The 16,555-nt window shown below is 70.8% G+C and carries 16 protein-coding genes; 7 read left to right on the plus strand and 9 right to left on the minus strand.

Features of this window, described 5'->3' with window-relative positions; translation table 11 throughout:
* Positions 1–2: 2 nt before the first annotated feature.
* Positions 3–929 carry a phosphotransferase family protein gene (locus Actob_RS19690; protein WP_284921748.1) on the minus strand — a complete coding sequence of 309 codons (927 nt, stop codon included), beginning with the start codon at positions 927–929 and terminating at the stop codon, positions 3–5.
* Positions 930–1,025: 96 nt separating this feature from the next.
* Positions 1,026–2,210, minus strand: coding sequence for a cation:proton antiporter (locus Actob_RS19695; protein WP_284922351.1), 1,185 nt, complete (start codon positions 2,208–2,210; stop codon positions 1,026–1,028).
* A 282-nt stretch (positions 2,211–2,492) separates the two neighbouring features.
* Here Actob_RS19695 and Actob_RS19700 point away from each other — a divergent pair, with 282 nt between their 5' ends.
* Positions 2,493–3,788 (plus strand): ArsB/NhaD family transporter, encoded by a 1,296-nt coding sequence (locus Actob_RS19700; RefSeq protein WP_284921750.1) that lies wholly within the window; start codon positions 2,493–2,495, stop codon positions 3,786–3,788.
* Between the two features lie 5 nt (positions 3,789–3,793).
* Here Actob_RS19700 and Actob_RS19705 read toward each other — a convergent pair whose 3' ends face one another.
* The 3 genes from Actob_RS19705 to Actob_RS19715 form a co-directional block, all read right to left on the minus strand.
* On the minus strand, positions 3,794–4,240 hold the full coding sequence (locus Actob_RS19705) for a CBS domain-containing protein (RefSeq protein WP_284921751.1): 447 nt from the start codon (positions 4,238–4,240) through the stop codon (positions 3,794–3,796).
* Between the two features lie 74 nt (positions 4,241–4,314).
* Complete coding sequence (locus tag Actob_RS19710; RefSeq protein WP_284921753.1) at positions 4,315–5,925, minus strand: hypothetical protein; 1,611 nt, start codon at positions 5,923–5,925, stop codon at positions 4,315–4,317.
* Positions 5,922–6,812 (minus strand): ABC transporter ATP-binding protein, encoded by an 891-nt coding sequence (locus tag Actob_RS19715; protein ID WP_284921755.1) that lies wholly within the window; start codon positions 6,810–6,812, stop codon positions 5,922–5,924. The genes Actob_RS19710 and Actob_RS19715 overlap by 4 nt, the downstream gene beginning before the upstream one ends.
* A 320-nt stretch (positions 6,813–7,132) precedes the next feature.
* On the opposite strand from Actob_RS19715, the gene Actob_RS19720 reads away from it, so the two are divergent.
* The gene (locus Actob_RS19720; RefSeq protein ID WP_284921756.1) at positions 7,133–8,929 is read left to right on the plus strand and encodes a rhamnogalacturonan lyase; all 1,797 of its coding nucleotides are present in this window, start codon (positions 7,133–7,135) and stop codon (positions 8,927–8,929) included.
* A gap of 80 nt (positions 8,930–9,009) precedes the next feature.
* Positions 9,010–9,318, plus strand: a complete 309-nt coding sequence (locus Actob_RS44075; protein WP_407653675.1) for a helix-turn-helix domain-containing protein — start codon at positions 9,010–9,012, stop codon at positions 9,316–9,318.
* Between the two features lie 501 nt (positions 9,319–9,819).
* Here Actob_RS44075 and Actob_RS19725 read toward each other — a convergent pair.
* From Actob_RS19725 to Actob_RS19735, 3 genes are all read right to left on the minus strand, one after another.
* The gene (locus Actob_RS19725; RefSeq protein WP_284921757.1) at positions 9,820–10,086 is read right to left on the minus strand and encodes a hypothetical protein; all 267 of its coding nucleotides are present in this window, start codon (positions 10,084–10,086) and stop codon (positions 9,820–9,822) included.
* A gap of 516 nt (positions 10,087–10,602) precedes the next feature.
* Positions 10,603–12,120 (minus strand): pentapeptide repeat-containing protein, encoded by a 1,518-nt coding sequence (locus Actob_RS19730; protein WP_284921758.1) that lies wholly within the window; start codon positions 12,118–12,120, stop codon positions 10,603–10,605.
* A gap of 124 nt (positions 12,121–12,244) precedes the next feature.
* Positions 12,245–12,484 carry a hypothetical protein gene (locus Actob_RS19735; RefSeq protein WP_284921760.1) on the minus strand — a complete coding sequence of 80 codons (240 nt, stop codon included), beginning with the start codon at positions 12,482–12,484 and terminating at the stop codon, positions 12,245–12,247.
* A 424-nt stretch (positions 12,485–12,908) separates the two neighbouring features.
* On the opposite strand from Actob_RS19735, the gene Actob_RS19740 reads away from it, so the two are divergent.
* The 3 genes from Actob_RS19740 to Actob_RS19750 all read left to right on the plus strand — a co-directional run bounded on the left by Actob_RS19740 (position 12,909) and on the right by Actob_RS19750 (position 15,552).
* On the plus strand, positions 12,909–13,382 hold the full coding sequence (locus Actob_RS19740) for a hypothetical protein (protein WP_284921762.1): 474 nt from the start codon (positions 12,909–12,911) through the stop codon (positions 13,380–13,382).
* A gap of 144 nt (positions 13,383–13,526) precedes the next feature.
* Entirely contained in the window at positions 13,527–14,741 is a 1,215-nt protein-coding gene (gene ligD, locus Actob_RS19745) for a non-homologous end-joining DNA ligase (RefSeq protein WP_284921763.1), read from the plus strand.
* 28 nt (positions 14,742–14,769) lie between these two features.
* Complete coding sequence (locus tag Actob_RS19750; RefSeq protein WP_284921764.1) at positions 14,770–15,552, plus strand: alpha/beta fold hydrolase; 783 nt, start codon at positions 14,770–14,772, stop codon at positions 15,550–15,552.
* On the opposite strand, the gene Actob_RS19755 is transcribed toward Actob_RS19750, so the two are convergent.
* Complete coding sequence (locus Actob_RS19755; RefSeq protein WP_284921766.1) at positions 15,542–15,967, minus strand: Hsp20/alpha crystallin family protein; 426 nt, start codon at positions 15,965–15,967, stop codon at positions 15,542–15,544. The genes Actob_RS19750 and Actob_RS19755 overlap by 11 nt on opposite strands.
* A gap of 189 nt (positions 15,968–16,156) precedes the next feature.
* Here Actob_RS19755 and Actob_RS19760 point away from each other — a divergent pair, with 189 nt between their 5' ends.
* On the plus strand, positions 16,157–16,555 hold the full coding sequence (locus Actob_RS19760; protein ID WP_284921767.1) for a hypothetical protein: 399 nt from the start codon (positions 16,157–16,159) through the stop codon (positions 16,553–16,555).

Genomic DNA, 16,555 nt, shown 5'->3' on the forward strand with positions numbered 1-16,555 from the left:
ACTCAGGGCCGCAGCAGCTCGAGCAGCGCCGGAAGCCGGGCGAACAGGACCGGCAGGCCGCTGATCCCGTCGCGCGCGGACTCCCGCGACAGGGCGAGGTCCGGGCCGGAGCCGGTCTCGACACCGGCGAGGCAGCGGACGATGTTCCACCTCGTGTGCCCCAGCCACCCGCCGATCAGGAACGCGAACCAACCGGGACCCCAGGGCGGCAGCGTCCCGCCACCCGCGACGTACCCGTCGAGGACCGCGTGGAAGACGGCGGGCCGGATGTCGTCGAAGCCGGGTCCCTTGGCGAGGCTGAACGCTGTCGAGCCGAGCTCGCCGGACAGGTCGAGCGGTCCGGACAGCTCCCAGTCGAGCACCACCGGCCGGCCCCGGTGGGAGAGCAGGTTCCACGGTTGGATGTCGCGGTGCGTCACCACGACCGGGCCGGGTCGCGCGCAGGTGTCGACGAAGTCGGCGATCGCGACGAACGTCCCGGCCCGGGAGGTGAGTTCGGCGGCCCACGGCTGCCCGGTCGCCCTCGCCCGCGCGGCGAGCCCGGGCCAGTCCCGTGCCGCCGGGCCGTCCACCGCGGCGCCGGTCCAGCCGGTGTCGAGCGCGTGCAGGCGGGCGAGGATCTCACCGATCTCGAACGCGTACGCCGGGGTCACCGGTGCTTCGGGCATCGTCTCGCCCTCGACCCACCGGTGGACGAGCACCCGGTGGCCGGCCGAGACGGGCTCCGGCATCGGGATGCCGGCGGTGAAGGCCGCCCGTTCGAACCGGAACACGTCCTCGGCGTGGTAGGGCCAGCGGCGATCGACGAGGTTCAACTCCTTCACCGCGAAGGATCCCCGGTCGGTGTCGAGCCGGTACATCCGGTTGGCGAACCCGCCGTGGACACGGACCATCGGCCCGGTCGGCGTGCCGAGATGGGAGAGGTCCATCCCGGCAATCTAGGGGGAGTGGTCCGCTGGAGGACGGGCGGGTTCCGCGGCGAGTGCTGCCGCTGATCACCCGGTAGGCCCGCACTTCGACACCGCTCACCGGCGGCCGCGGGAACGCGTCCGTCGGCGCAGCATGCCGTACCAGGCGGGTACCTCGGCCTGTTCGTCGAAGGCGCGGGCGACGACCACGTCAGTGGAGGAGTGCAGCAGGATCGACAGCACGATGGTCACGGCGACCAGGTGGAAGATGTCGTCGGCTGCGGTGATGCCCGATTCCAGGACGAGCAGCCCGTAGACGACGGAGGCGAAGCCCTTGGGCCCGAACCACATCGCCGCCGCCTGTTCCCGCAGGTCCAGGCCCGAGCGTAGGAACGACAGCCACAACGCGACGGGACGGGCCACGAAGATCGCGAGGACCGCGAAGATCCAGCCGGGCCAGGAGATCTCGCCGAGGAAGCCGGGTGAGATGAGGGCGCCGAAGACCAGCAGGGCGGCGAGTTTGAACAGCTCGGCGATGTTCTCGCCGAAGTGCTCGAACGCCGCCCGTTGGCGTGGGCCGAAGGTGGCGACGGTGATGCCGGCGGCGAACGCGGCGAGGAACAGGTTGGCGTGGGTGGCCTGGCCGACGCCGAGCACCAGCAGCCCGATGGCCAGGCCGTTGAGCGGCTCGTAGGCCGGCGAGGCGGCGAAGAAGCGGCTGCGTTCCAGCAGGATCGCCGCGACCGGGATGAGCACGCCGATCACCAGGCCCAAGGCGATCTCCCAGGCCAGAGTGCCCAGGTGCAGATTGTCGGAGCCCGCGGCCACGGCGAGGAAGACGATGACGAAGGGTAGGGCGAGCCCGTCATTGACGCCGGATTCGACGTTGAGCAGATGCCGTAGCCGGGCCGGGACCTTCTCGTTGCCGACCAGGGCCGAGGCGAAGACCGGGTCGGTGGGCGAGAGGATCGCGCCGATCAGCAGCGACTCGGGCCAGCCGAGCCTGGCCACGTAGTGCGCGGCGAGGGCGGTGACGATCAGGGTGAGCGGCAGTCCCCAGCCCAAGGCGCGGCCGGGCAGCCGCCAGGCGGCGCGCAGGTCGGCCCAGCCGACGCGCATGCCGTCGGTGAACAGCACGGCGAACAGCGCGAGTTCGGCGAGAGCGCCGACGATGCCGGAGCCGGCGTTCACGTCCAGTACGCCGGTCACGTCGGGGCCGAGTAGGAAGCCGGCGGCCAAGAACAGCACCGCGGTGGACAGGATGGTGCGCTTGGCCAGCGCGGAGACGAGCACGGCCAGCATCAGGACGGCGGCGAAGGCCAGTAGCAGCACAGCAGCTCCGGTTGGTGGGAATGGTTGATCGACTGCCGACCAGACTTCCCGGCGCACCCGCAGCAGACCCTATCCGGTGCAGGCTCGGCCGGGCAGGTCCGGGTGTCCGAGCCCGGTGTTCGGTGCTGACGACACGAGGTGGTGCCGATTCGGCTGATAGATTGATCGCAGGTGTGCCGGGAAGTCTGGTCGGCGATGCGATGACCGCTGCCCAGATCCGAAGGGCGTACTCATGACGGGACGTGTTCGCAAGTGAGCGTCCTGGCCTGGATCGCCGTCGCGGTGTTCGCCACCGCCTACGTGCTGATCGCCACCGAGAAGATCGACCGGGTCAAGGTCGCCGTCGGTGGCGCCGCGATCATGCTGGCGATCGGCGCCACCGACGCCGAGCACGCGTTCTTCTCCGAGGACGCCGGCATCGACTGGAACGTCATCTTCCTGCTGCTGGGCATGATGCTCATCGTCGGCGTACTCAAACGCACCGGCCTGTTCGAGTACCTGGCGATCTGGAGCGCCAAGAAAGCCCGCGGCCGCCCGTTCCCCATCATGGTGATCCTGCTCGTGGTCACCGGTGTCGTGTCGGCGGCGCTGGACAACGTCACCACCGTGCTGCTGGTCGCCCCGGTGACGCTGCTGGTGTGCGACCGGCTCGGCGTGCCACCGGTCCCGTTCCTGATCAGCGAAGTCCTCGCCGCCAACATCGGCGGCACCGCCACCCTGGTCGGCGACCCACCGAACATCATCATCGCCAGTCGCTCCGGGCTCACCTTCAACGACTTCCTGGCCGTCCTCACCCCGTTCGTGCTGGTCGTCCTCGTCGTGCTGGTGCTGCTCTGCCGGATCATGTTCCGTAAGGCGTTCCGCTACGACGCCGAACGCGTCGCCCGGGTGATGGCGCTGCGTGAAGCCGACGCGATCCGCGACCGCCGCCTCGTCATCATCAGCCTGGCCGTGCTCGCCCTCGTGCTTGCCGCCTTCGGACTGCACACCCTGCTGCACCTGGAGCCGTCGGTGGTGGCCCTGCTCGGCGGTCTGCTGCTGCTCGTGCTGTCCCGGCTCGACGCGACGGAAGTCGCCAAGGACGTCGAGTGGCCGACGTTGCTGTTCTTCGCTGGCCTGTTCGTCATGGTCGGCGGCCTGGTCGCCACCGGCGTCATCGACAGCATCGCTCGCTCCGCCACGGGCGCGGTCGAAGGCAAGCTGTGGCCGGCCACCATGCTGATGCTGTGGGCCTCGGCCGGGTTGTCCGCGATCGTGGACAACATCCCGTACGTCGCGACGATGAGCCCGATCGTCAGCGAGCTCGTCGACGCCGGAGGCGGCCTCGGCAAGGCGCAGGTGTTGTGGTGGGCCCTCGCGATCGGCGCCGACCTGGGTGGCAACGCCACCGCCGTCGGGGCGTCGGCCAACGTGGTGGTGCTGGGCATCGCCGAACGCGCCGGCCACAAGATCACGTTCTGGGGGTTCACCAAGTACGGGCTGATCGTCACCACCATCTCGGTCACGCTGGCGGTGCCGTACCTGTGGCTGCGGTTCTTCGCCTTCTGAACCGGTCAGGTGCCGAGCATCCGGTCCAGCAGCCCGTCCAGGGTGATCGCGCCGGTCATCACCTTGTCGCGGTCGACGACCGCGACCAGCGGCACGTTCGAGCGGGCCATCACCGAGGCCACCTCGAGCAGCGTCGCGTCGGCGCTCACCGCCGGCAGCTCCGGCCGGCTGCGCGGCAGCAGACCGGCGACCGTACGGTCCCCGATGCCTTCCAGGATGACGTCGGCGGCGGCCTCGTCGATCACCCGGGCCAGCGCCGGATCGTCCTGGCAGTAGGACGGCAACGCCATCCGCAGCACCTGCGTGCCGGCCAGCACGGTGAGCGGGCGGCCCTTCGCGTCGACCACGATCAGGCCGGGCAGGTCCTGAGCGGCCAGGATGCGCGCGGCCTCGCGGGCGGGCGTGTCCTCGGTCACCGTGTCCATCGTGATCGCCACGTCGCTCGCCCGCATGCTGCGACCATACGCCGGTCACGCACGCCGGCCGGTCGGCGCCGGGTCCGCACGGCGCCATGGGCCGGCCCGGCTCACGCTCGAAGATCACGGCGACGGTACGCGACCGCACCGGCTGCGATGAGCGTCCCGGTCACGGCCGTCATGACCAGCGCACCGACCGCGTCGACGCCGGCCAGCGGCACCGGCGCCAGGTGCGCGAACGGTGACAGCTCACCCACCCACGCCGGCGCACCGATGCTGTCGGCGAGCGTGAGGAGCAGGAATCCTCCCGCGGTCGGCAGCACCCCGATCGCGGTGACGGCCCGCGGCGCGACACCGGTGGCCAGTACCGCCGCGCCGAGGCTGAGCGACGCGACCGGCATCGTGTTCCAGGTGCCGTGCAACGCCGCGCCCAGTGACAGGCCGCCACCGGCGATCGACACTCCACCCCACATGGCGAGGCCGGCGACGGTGACCAGCACGGCCATGCCGCCGGCGGTGACCGCGGCCTCGGTGAGCACCAGCCGGACCCGGCTGAGCGGCTGAGCGAGCAGCAGCGTGAGACGGCGGTCCGACTCGGCGGCCACGAATGCGGCCAGGCGAACGGCGGCGAACCCGCCCACCGGCACCGCGAGCAGCGCGAAGATCGTGGCGGCGAGCCCGTCCAGCCGGTCCAGCCGGGCGAACCCGGCCTGCCCGGCCAGGTCAGTGATCGTGGTGTTGGCCGTCATGAAGTCGATGATCGACACAGCGGTCAGCCCGATCAGCGAGAAGTAGGCCGCCAGCGCCGCGGCCCAGCCACCGAGGGCGGGCAGCAGCCGGCGTACCGAGAACGCGGCGATGCCGCCGAGCAGTCCACGGTTGCGGTCCCGCCCGGATGACCGGGCCAGCAGCCCGTCGCCGGTGTCGCGACGCCCCGCTGCCACGCCGGCCAGCCCGGCGAGCATGGCCGCCCCGGCCAGCAGGACCAACAACGGCAGCGGCCGGTTCTGCCCGTACGGCGAACTCAGCTCCAGCAACCCGAACGGCGACAACCAGCGCAGCCGGCCCAGGCCGTCGACCCCGTCGCCGATCATCCGCAGCAGCAGGCCGGCACCGAGCACGGCGATCGACGCGCCGGTAGCCGCCGCCCGCGACCCGAACAACTGCGCGGCCAGGGCGGCACTCGCCACGCAGAACAGCCCGAACGCCGCGAGGCCGCCACCGTGCACCAGTGCGCCGGCCGGCCGGTGCGCGGCCACCGTGAGCGCGGCGGCCACAGCCAGGCCGACGGCCACCGTCGCCGCGGCGACGACCGCGAGGTGGCGGGCGGTGATCGCACGCGCGCTGGTGCGCCCGGCGAGCAGCAGGTCCCAGCGGCCCGCCTCTTCCGCGCCGCGGGTCAGCCGTGTGGTGGCCAGGATCGCCCAGACACCGAGCAGCACGGCGATCACGGTGCCGACCCGCCAGACGGTGAACCCGCCGGCCTGGCCCAGGGCGACCGGCTCACCGAACAGCGTACGGATGGCGGGGTTGCCCGCGATGCCGCGCAGCGCCGCGGCAGCAGCCGGATCAGCGGCCACTCCGGCGAACGTCGCGGCGACCATCGCGTGCATGCCGGCCGAGACGATCAGGACGATGACCGCGCCGCGCCGGGCCTGCCGCAGGGCCAGCCGCGTCAACGCCGGCCCCGGCCGGACGGTGGGAGGTGTCGTGGCGGTCATCGCGGCGCCGGCTCGCCGTAGTAGTCCAGGAAGATCTCGGCCAGGCTCGGCTCGCGCACGCTCAGGGTGGTGACCTGGGTGCCGGCCAAGGCTTGCAGTGCCGGGCCGGGCGGTCCGGTCAACGCGAACCGCAGACCGTCGCCGGTCGTCTCCACCGCGCCGACACCCGGGGTCCCGTCCAGCTGTGGTGGCGGGCCGGTGAACGTCACGGTCACTTCCGCGCGGTGCAGCGCCCGCAGCTGCGTCACGGTGGCCACCTCGACCAGGCGGCCGGCTCGCAGGATGCCGATCCGGTCGCAGACGGCCTCCACCTCGGCGAGTTGGTGGGAGCTGAGGAATACCGCCTGCCCGCGCTCACGCGCGGCCGTCACGGCGGTTCGGAACTCGCGTTCCATCAGCGGGTCCAGCCCGCTCGTCGGTTCGTCCAGCACCAGCAGCGGCGCCCGGGTGGCGAACGCGGCGACCAGCGCGACTTTCTGCCGGTTGCCGGTCGAATAGGTGCGGCCCGGCTTGGACGGATCCAGCTGGAATCGGTCGATCAGCTCGTCACGGTAGACCCGGTCGATGCCCGGACCGGTGGCGGCGAACAGCTCCAGGTGCTCACCTCCGGTCAGCTGCGGCCACAACGCCACGTCGGCCGGTACGTACGCCAGCCGGGTATGCGCCCGCCGGGCGTCGGCGGCGTCGACATCGAACACGAACGCCTGCCCGCTGCTTGGGCGGGCCAGGCCGAGCAGCATCCGGATGGTGGTGGACTTACCAGCCCCGTTGGGGCCGAGGAACCCGAACACCTGCCCGGCCGGCACCTCCAGGGTGAGGTCGTCGACGACGGCCGACCGTCCGTAGCGTTTGGTGAGGTGGACGGCGCGAAGCGCAATATCATCCATAGTCGGTGGCCTTCCCGGTCGCAGCGAACATGACCGCCGACCAGACTTCCCGGCACACCTGAGCCTCACCGTACTCCCGCACCGCACGCGGGGACACCTGCGGCCGCAGTCGGTGTCCGACGCCGCGTAGCCGGAGCCTCTCGGCGGGAAAGCGCATTCCGACAGATCATTCATCTGGGCCCAGGCCTCGGTCAACGGGCCCATGAAACCTTTCAGAAATTTGCGGTGGTCTATGGAAGGGGGTCGTTCCGGTGCTACGGTGCCGGGTTAACCGCTTCAGTAGCGGTGCGTCCCTGTCCTCAACCACGTTGGGATCCCCCATGCGACGCAAACTCCTGTCCGTGGCGGCAGTCCTGCTCATCGCCGCCCCCGTCCCCGCCAGAGCCGCCGACTCCCCGGTCGCCGGCGTCGACAACCTCGACCGCGGGCTGATCGGCCTGCGCACCCCCACCGGCAACTTCCTGTCCTGGCGCCTGCTGGCGTCCGACCCGGCAGGCGTCGCGTTCAACGTCTACCGCGGCTCCACCCGGGTGAACGCCACCCCGATCAGCAAGGGCACCAACTTCACCGACGCCGGCGCGCCGGTCGGGGCGTCGTACACCGTCACGCCGGTGGTCGGCGGCGTCGAGACCACCTCGCTCAAGGCGGCCACCCCGACCGCCGCCCTCGCCGCCGCCTACCAGGACGTGCCGATCCAGATCCCGGCCGGCGGCACCACCCCGGACGGGGTCGCCTACACCTACTCGGCCAACGACGCCTCGGTCGGCGACCTCGACGGCGACGGCTCCTACGAGATCGTGCTCAAGTGGGACCCGTCCAACGCCAAGGACAACTCGCAGTCCGGGTACACCGGGCCGGTCATCATCGACGCGTACAAGCTCAACGGCACCCGGCTGTGGCGGCTCAACCTGGGCCGCAACATCCGGGCCGGCGCGCACTACACCCAGTTCCAGGTCTTCGACTACGACGGCGACGGCAAGGCCGAGGTCGTCATGAAAACAGCTGACGGTACGACGGACGGCACCGGCGCCGTGATCGGCAACGCCGGCGCCGACTACCGCAACTCGTCCGGTTACGTGCTGTCCGGGCCGGAGTACCTGACCGTCTTCAACGGGCAGACCGGCAGGGCGATGGCCACCGCCGACTACGTGGTGCCGCGCGGCACCGTCTCGTCGTGGGGTGACAGTTACGGCAACCGGGTGGACCGGTTCCTGGCCGGCACCGCCTACCTCAACGGGTCGTACCCGAGCATCATCATGGCCCGCGGCTACTACACCCGCTCGGTGATCGTCGCCTGGGACTACCGCAACGGCGCGCTGACCCGCAGGTGGACCTTCGACAGCAACTCGTCCACCAACGGCTCCGCCTGGGCCGGGCAGGGCAACCACCAGCTGTCCATCGCCGACGTCGACAGCGACGGCCGGGACGAGATCCTGTACGGGGCGATGGCCGTCGACGACAACGGTCACGGCCTGTGGACCAACGGGCAGGGCCACGGCGACGCGTACCACGTCGGTGACCTGATCCCGAGCCGCGCCGGCCTGGAGGTCTTCAAGGTCGACGAGACCACCACGAAGCTGGCCGCCTGGATGGCCGACGCCCGCACCGGCGCGATCATCTGGTCGAACCCCTCCTGCGGCTGCGACAACGGCCGCGGCGTCTCGGACGACATCTACGCGGGCAGCCCCGGCGCCGAATCCTGGTCGTCGGGGGTGTCCGGCCTGTTCAACACCGCCGGCCAGAACATCGGCCGCAAGCCGTCCAGCACCAACTTCGTCATCTGGTGGGACGGCGACGCCCAGCGCGAGCTGCTCGACGCCACCCACATCGACAAGTACGGCACCGGCGGCGACACCCGCCTGCTCACCGCGAGCGGGGTGCACTCCAACAACAGCACCAAGTCGACCCCGTCACTGCAGGCCGACATCCTCGGCGACTGGCGCGAGGAGGTGATCTGGCCGACGAGTGACAACACCCGGCTGCGCATCTACTCGACCACGGACGCCACCAGCATCTCGCACCCGTCCCTGATGCAGGACCGGATGTACCGCGAGGCGGTGGCCTGGCAGAACACCGCGTACAACCAGCCGCCGCACCCGTCGTTCGCCATCTCCTAGGTCATCGCTGGTCCCGGGCCGTCGTTCCCGCCGAGCAGCGCATCGAGCGCGCGCCACGCTCGGCGGGGACTGCCCGGCGAATGGACCGGCGCAAGGTGAACGCCGGACGGCAGGACCATCACCAGCGCGGACGGCGAGCCCCGGATCTACCCGCCGATCACCGCACCGAAGCGAGCTGTCTCGGCCCGCTACCTGTCCGAGACACGGAACGCATCGCCATCGCCGACGAGCGCCGGGCCGGCAACTCAATCCGGGCGATCGCCGCACTGCTGACCCGGGCGCCGTCCACGATCAGCCGGGAGATCAATCGCAACAGCGACCCGGGAACCGGCGACTACCACCCTTTCGCCGCCCACCAGCGCGCGGCGACCCGCCGCCCGCGACCGTAACCACGAACCTCCGAACCAACACCGAGCTGCGCCACCTGGTCCACAAGCTGCTGGATCAACGGTGGAGCCCGGAGCAGATCCGCCGAACCTTGCTGCTGCAGCATCCCGGCCGACCTGAGCTGCGGCTAACCCACGAAACGATCTACCAGGCGTTGTACGGTCCCGCACCGGCCATGCTGGACAGCATGTCCAGCGACCCTTACGTCCCGCAGCCTGTTCTGCCCGCTTCCGGCCGGCCGCGGCTCGGCTGGCTCGGCGTCGTGGCCGGGTTCCTGCTAGGCGCCATGGACGCCGGATCCTGGTCAACACTCTCAGCGACAATCCACCCGCGCGGGCCGCGCGCTGGCCGCCAGCACCGGCCCGGCTAGCGCGATCGCGCTAGCCGGCTGGCTGCGCTACTACCCCGGCACTCGGCTGGAGCACGGCATCCGTGTCCTGGTGTGGATCCTCGCCGCCGGGGTCGCCCTGCTGTCGCTGGTCGTCCCCGGATGGGCGGTGTGGCTAACCGCCGCAGCTGCGACCCTGCTCCCGATCACCGTGCTGCTCAGTACGAGCCTGCTCACCGCCTTCTGGCTGCTGTTCGGCGCCGGGGCCGTCGGGATCGGTGCCACGTTCGTGGTGGCTGGGGTGGTGGTGCTGCGTGATGGTGACCTGCTGCTCGGTGTCGCGGCCGTCGGGCTCGGTGTCGCGCTCGTAGTAGGCGGGGTAGCAATGCTGCGCGGCGGGCGAGGCAGCCCGGACGGGGCACGGCTGGTGAAGGCGGCTCACAGCAATCAGGCCTCCGCTCGGGCCGTACCGGCCCGGCGCTGGCCCGATGCCGCAGCGGACCCGCCGGCGGTGGACCTCGCCCTGGCTGCCCGGGGCCCGAGCGAGACGCAGCAGCCTGGCGACCCTCGGCGGGACACCCCGAGCCCTGACCTGCCAGGCGCCCGCAGCCCGGCGGTCCCGGTAGGCATGGGCCTGCTCCAACGCTGGCGGCAGATATCCCAGCTTATCGGCCAGCCGTACCGCAGTCTCAGTGGCGCTGGGTCGAGGAACATCCCGGCGCCCGACTCCCATGTCGGCGAATACCGCAGCGCCCGAATAGTGTGCCGCACCGGCATGCACTCAGACCGACGTCTGAGCGCGGCGTTGCTATTCGGTGAGCTGGGCGGCAACGGTTGGACAGCCGCTACCGGTAACGCCGCCGTGGACGTCGATGACCGGGCCCAACGGATCCTCATGCTCGGGCGTCGACCTGGACACGATTGGCGGACTGTTGGCCGAGGCCCGTTGGTGCAGGAATCAGCTAGGCATGGCCGGTGTCTCGTGCACCAACCAGGACCAGCCGTCGGCTGGACCTCGTGCAATCCGCCACCCGTATGGCCACGCATCCTGTCGGTATTCATGTAGCGCAACCCGTGAATCAGCCATCGTCAGTCGGTCGCCGGAGAACGGTGCCTCGTCGAACCACACGTCACCAATGAAGGTCACTTTGTCGAATCTCGCGTAGCCGGTGAAGGTCGCCTGCCCGAACCACGCGTCGCCGGTGAAGGCCGCCTGCCCGAACCACGCGTCGCCGGTGAAGGTCGCCTTGTCGAATCTCGCGTGGCCGGTGAAGGCCGCCTTGTCGAACCGCGCATGGCCGGTGAAGGCCGCCTTGTCGAACCACGCGTCGCCGGTGAAGGTCGCCTTGTCGAACCAAGCGGTGCTGGTGAACGCTGCCTTGCTGAACCTCGCATCGCCACAGAAGGTCGCCTCGCCGCACACCGCGTAGCCGGTGAAGGCCGCCTCATTGAACACCGCATCGCCGGTGAAGGTTGCCTGGCCGAACCTGGCGTTGGTGGTGAAGGTCGCCTTGTCGAACCTGGCGTCGCCGGTGAAGGTCGCCTTGTCGAATCTCGCGTCGCCGGTGAAGGTCGCCTTGTCGAATCTCGCGTCGCCGGTGAAGGTCGCCTTGTCGAACCTGGCATCGCCGGTGAAGGTCGCCTCGCTGAACACCGCGTCGCCGGAGAAGGTGGCGCTGGTGAAGTCAGCGTGGCGCAGGTGGGCCCGGGATAGTTTCCAGTTGATGAGTGGAGCGCCGGTCAAATCAAGGTCAAGGCCGTACCAGAACGGCTGGACGGCGGTGGGCGTCAGCGTGCTCACTTGCTCGCTGGTGACGTCCGTCGGCAAGGTCAGATGGGTGGCCAGGATGCGTTGGGCGGTAAGCCTGACTTGCAGCTCTAGCCGGGGGTCACGGCTTGCGGTGGGCTCGGTGCGGGGCAGGGGCAGCTCGGTGACCGGTCCGGTCGGCACCGGTGTCATGGCCGCGGGTGGGGTGTAGGGCATGCGCAGATAGGCGCAGAACACGTTGATGACAGTTTGCCGTTGGGTGGGGTTATTCTGCGCGACGCGTTCCAGGGCGTAGAGGCCGCCGAGGCGTACGGCGGCGTCGGCGGAGCCGAGTTGCTCGACGGCTTTGGTGTACAGGTCGGTGACCCGTCGTTCGGCGGCGTCGGTCTCGGTGTGCGCCTGCGCCTGCAGCGCGAGCCGATAGTTGCGTTCAAATAGGTCATGGGAGTGCTCGGCAAGCAGCTGGCGGCGGACTGCCACGAGGAGCGCGGCGACCGCGCCAGCAGCGGCAAAAAAGCCCAGCCCGTACTTCAGGGCCTCGATCTGCACCTCCGCCCGTTCCGTGTCCGGAGCGCTGCGGGCGAGCAGCAGCATCTCCACCAGTGCGCTGATCCCGATCCCGGCGACGATCAAGGTGACGGTCAGGATGCCGGCGTTGGACAGCAGCCACGGCCACCGTCGCGGAGGGCCGATGCGCTGATCTGTCATGCACTCATGATCGCCGAGCGGAACTGATTAGAAGGCCGCCTTTGTGCATCGACCCACCGGTGCGCAGGAAGGAACGGCCGTTCCACTTTCCGGCTGGCCCGTTCTGGTGCTAACTCAATCGGGTCTATCGGCATGACGCGTTCTTCGCACATGCGTTGTCGCTGGGGTCGAAGACGACGTTGTCGAAGTCGACCCGGATGGGCCGTATGGCGATATTGCAGTTCGTAACCGCCTCGAGGTCGGCCAGCCAGTCCGACAGGACCTGCTCGGCGGCCTCGACGGCTGCGGGGCTGTCGCCTCTGACTCCGGTGAACCGGAGGTTCGAGCCAGTGTGGTGCCCGCTTTCGTCGAAGAGATGGAGCACCGCGTAGATCCGCTACTGGTTCCACCAGTCGTGACCTGGCGTGACGTTTTCCTGGTAGGCGCCGGTGATGTCAGCGAAGAACTGGCCGTCCGATGCGGTGGGGGCGGTAGCCGGGCTCGTATTTGATCGAGATGACGTCTGGGAGTTGCACAGCGCGGATCGTAGCCATCGTCGCCCGTCGTCTGCTCACGCCGCGATCCGCGCGTCCGCAGAGCCGGCGGCGGTCCATCACTGAAGGCGATGCGGTCGCATCGCTAAGCTCAACTCATCGTTGCTCACCTGGCGTGTAGCGACGACAGCCGGAGTCCGCCCCGTCCGGGTGGGTCTAGCGAAGACCGTCAGAATCAATCGGTGAAGCCACTCGGGGCGCGAGGGCGCGGATCCAGCCGATGTCGCGCGCACCTGGGAGCGTTCACGGTGCAGAATGGCATCGCTGTTCGGACTGATGGCGCTGAGTCGACCGGCCCCGGGAGGGCATGTGGAGCGCGGCGAGGTCTGGTGGGCCCAGATCGACGACAAGCGACCCGTCGTGCTGCTCTCAGGAGGTGTGGGGCCGGAGTTTCTGGCCGTGCAGATCGTCGAACCGGCCACGCCGGCACAGAAGATTGGGTTTGTCCTGCTATCCGGCGAGCAGGCGGTCGATGTCGACGAGCGACGCCGGATCCTCGCGGCGGCCGGGCTGGATAAGCGGGCCATCGGCATAGAGGTACTCCTCGGAGCTCAGGAGGGCGTGGCGCAGGCCGGTGTGGTCCGACTGGCCCTGCCCAAGGACGGGAAGGTCTTCTGTACCTGGGGCACGACAGTCAGCGCGGAGTCGCTGGTGCAGCGGATCGGCATCCTGTCCCCGGCCAAGCTGCACGAGCTGAACACCGCCTTGGCGCTCGCCGGAGGCGAGTGACGCAGGGCTTCAGCTGTAAGAAAGCTCTTCTGCCGGCCGTCGTCCCCGCCGAGCACCGCATCCAGCTGTCGCCCGGCAGTAACTACCCGGTTGTAGTTCTTCGCTTGCCCACATCGTCTGACCTGCGGCGGGTACCCCTTCCGGGTGACACCTGAGCAGACCATGCCGGACCTGGTGCCGCCGATGCTGGCCGCGCCCGGCCCGCTGCCCGCCGAGGCCGGCTGGGCGTTCGAGTACAAGTTCGACGGCGTCCGCGCGATCGCCTACGCCGAGCGCGGCGCCGTCCGGCTGCTCTCGCGCAACGGCAACGACGTGACCACGACCTACCCGGAGCTGCAGCAGCTGGCCGGGCTCCTGCCGGGCCGCCGGGCGATCCTGGACGGCGAGATCGTCGCGCTGGAGCCGGGGGACCGGCCGTCGTTCGCCCGGCTGGCCGCCCGGATGCACGTCGCGGCGCCGGCCGTGACCCTGGTCAAGTCGGTGCCGGTGGTCTACTACGCCTTCGACCTGCTGTGGCTCGACGGGCGGTCGCTGATCGACCTGCCGTACCAGCGGCGCCGCGACGAACTGACCGGCCTGGCCCTGCAGTCCGCCGTGGCGCGCACCCCGCCGGAGTTCGTCGGCGTCGACGGGGGCGCGGTGCTGCGGGCCGCCGAGTCCGGTGGGCTCGAAGGCGTGGTCGCCAAGCGGCTCGGCTCGCCCTACCGGCCCGGCAAGCGGTCGGCGGACTGGACGAAGGTGCCGCTGGTGCGCACCCAGGAGGTGCTGGTCATCGGCTGGAAGCCCGGCGAGGGACGGCGCGCCGGCACGATCGGCTCGCTGCTGCTGGCCGTGCGCGACGAGCACGACCGGCTGCGGTTCGCCGGGCACGTGGGCACCGGGTTCACCGATGTCATGCTGGGCCAGCTGCGGGACCGGCTCGCCACGCTCGAGCGCACCACCGCCCCGGTGCCCGACGTGCCGCGCGAACACGCCCGCCGGGCCGGCTGGGTCGAGCCGGTCCTGGTCGGCGAGGTCGCGTTCCGCAACTGGACCCCGGAGGGCCGGCTGCGGCACCCGTCCTGGCGTGGCCTGCGCACCGACCGCGGTGTCGGCGCCGCCCGCCGGCAGCCGGATCCGGCCGTGCCGCCGGCGTCCGGCCAGGTGCGGGGCGCTTTCCAGACGCCGGACGGCCGCTGGCGGGTCGAGGCGGTCCAGCGCGGCGGCGACCACTTCTACCGGCTGCTGCGCGGCGACAATGTCATCGACGGGCTCGGCATCGCCGCCGTGCGGCAGCTGCTCGACCAGGCCGGTGTCGATTTCGCCGATCTGGTCGAGGCCCACCCCGGCGCGCCCGCCGGCCGGCCGGAGGTGGCCTGAGTCGCTGCGGACGGGGTACAGGCACCGGGTGCCCCGATCACCGTTCCGCCACCGGTGGACCACCGTCCACGGCGTACCCACGCATGACCTGCACACCGCCGGACCCGGCGGCCTGCCGGTGGTCCTGGTGCACGGCCTCGCCGTCTCGCACCGCTACCTCATGCCGACCGCCCGTGCCCTCGCCACCCGGCACCCGGTTGTCGTCCCCGATCTGCCAGGCTTCGGACGATCCGGAAAACCGCGATTCGCGTACGACGTGAGCCGCCACGCCGAGCACCTGGCCGGCTGGCTCGACGTCCTCGGTCTGCCCCGGGTGTGCCTGGCCGGCCACTCGTTCGGTGCCGAGGTGGTGGCCCGCCTCGCGGTGCTGCGTCCCGATCTCGCCGCCGGGATCGTGCTGGCCGCCCCGACGGCCGACCCGGCCGCCCGGTCCCGCCGGGCGCTGATCGGCCGCTGGGCCCTGGATCTGTTCGTCGAGCAGCCGTGGCAGGCGCCGGTCCTGGCCCGCGACGTGGCCGACGCGAAACCGTGGCGGGTCCTGGCGACCGTCGGTCACTCGGTGCGCAACGCCATCGAACGCGATCTGCGTCGCCTGCCGGTCCCGCCGCTGGTGCTCGGCGGCGCCCTCGACCCGGTGGCGCCGTTGCGCTGGCGTGCCGAGGTGGCGGCGATGACCGGCGGCGTCGCGGTGACCGTCCCGCACGCCGCGCACAACGTGATGACGACGTCGGGCCGCCGCTCGGCCGACGCCATCGCCGCCTATCTGCGGACGGTGGCGCCGGTGCGGGCGGCGGCTGCGGTCAGCCCTTGATCTGCTTGCGGCCGCCGTCGCCGCCGCCGATGGCGATCCGGCGGGGCTTGGCCTTGGCGGAGACCGGGATCTCCAGGGTCAGCACGCCGCTGTCGTACGTGGCCTTGAGGTTGTCGGTGTCGAGGGTGTCGCCCAGGAAGAGCTGCCGGCTGAACACGCCCATCGGCCGCTCGTTGATCACGGTCTCCACGTCGTCCTTGCCGTGCCGCCGCCGCTCGGCCCGGACCTGCAGCACGTTGCGCTCCACGGTCAGGTCGATCGAGTCGGGGTCGACGCCGGGCAGATCGAAGTACACGTAGAAGGTGTCACCGTCGCGCTCGGCGTCGACGTGCATCACCGCGGGCCGGCTGCTGGTGCCGGTGAACTGCTCGAACACGCGGTCGAGTTCGCGGAACGGGTCGGTACGCAGAAGCATGGCCATCTCCTCCTCCGGTGCTGCTTCACCTGTGGGGTGCGCTGCCGGGGATCGCCCGGCAGTTGAGTCCCGGAGACTCAAGTGCGCTACTTCTGGATTAGCACTCTCGCGGGTCGAGTGCAAGCGGGTTGACAGCCGCCGGCCCAGGTTTTATTGGTGGAGTCAGCAGGTTTCCGGAGGTGACCACCGATGTTGACGCAGCCGTCGTTCCCGCTCACCGACCGGTGGGCGCTGCACATCGCCGCCAGCCCGCACCGGGTCGACGACATCCTCGCCGACCTGTGCATCCACCGGCGAGCCCGGGCGATCGGCGACCCGGCGTTCCCCGCCTGCCTGGTCGGCCGGTGCAGCCCGGACGAGCCGCCGGCCTGGATGAGCTTCGTGCGCGCCGAGCTGGAGCGCCGTGGCCTGCGCACCCGGTGGTGCGGGCCGGACTGCCGGCACCAGCTGTGGCCCACCACGGCCGCGCCGGGCCCGGTGCCCCGCCCGCGCCGGACGCGGCGCTTCCCGCACCGGCTGAGCGGCGGCGTGCCGCATCACCGCGGTCCCGCGCCGGACTGGCCGGCCGGCCACCGGCGGGCGGCGTGA

It is taken from the genome of Actinoplanes oblitus, from assembly GCF_030252345.1.
Lineage (GTDB): Bacteria > Actinomycetota > Actinomycetes > Mycobacteriales > Micromonosporaceae > Actinoplanes > Actinoplanes oblitus.

Excerpts from the sequence above, each read along its gene's own strand:
- Actob_RS19755 (WP_284921766.1), bottom strand. The coding sequence starts at position 15,967 with ATGCTTCTGCGTACCGACCCGTTCCGCGAACTCGACCGCGTGTTCGAG.
- Actob_RS19760 (WP_284921767.1), top strand. The coding sequence starts at position 16,157 with ATGTTGACGCAGCCGTCGTTCCCGCTCACCGACCGGTGGGCGCTGCAC.
- Actob_RS19740 (WP_284921762.1), top strand. The coding sequence starts at position 12,909 with ATGGCATCGCTGTTCGGACTGATGGCGCTGAGTCGACCGGCCCCGGGA.
- Actob_RS19690 (WP_284921748.1), bottom strand. The coding sequence starts at position 929 with ATGGACCTCTCCCATCTCGGCACGCCGACCGGGCCGATGGTCCGTGTC.
- Actob_RS19720 (WP_284921756.1), top strand. The coding sequence starts at position 7,133 with ATGCGACGCAAACTCCTGTCCGTGGCGGCAGTCCTGCTCATCGCCGCC.
- Actob_RS44075 (WP_407653675.1), top strand. The coding sequence starts at position 9,010 with ATGGACCGGCGCAAGGTGAACGCCGGACGGCAGGACCATCACCAGCGC.
- Actob_RS19705 (WP_284921751.1), bottom strand. The coding sequence starts at position 4,240 with ATGCGGGCGAGCGACGTGGCGATCACGATGGACACGGTGACCGAGGAC.
- Actob_RS19730 (WP_284921758.1), bottom strand. The coding sequence starts at position 12,120 with ATGACAGATCAGCGCATCGGCCCTCCGCGACGGTGGCCGTGGCTGCTG.
- Actob_RS19715 (WP_284921755.1), bottom strand. The coding sequence starts at position 6,812 with ATGGATGATATTGCGCTTCGCGCCGTCCACCTCACCAAACGCTACGGA.
- Actob_RS19710 (WP_284921753.1), bottom strand. The coding sequence starts at position 5,925 with ATGACCGCCACGACACCTCCCACCGTCCGGCCGGGGCCGGCGTTGACG.
- Actob_RS19695 (WP_284922351.1), bottom strand. The coding sequence starts at position 2,210 with ATGCTGGCCGTGCTCGTCTCCGCGCTGGCCAAGCGCACCATCCTGTCC.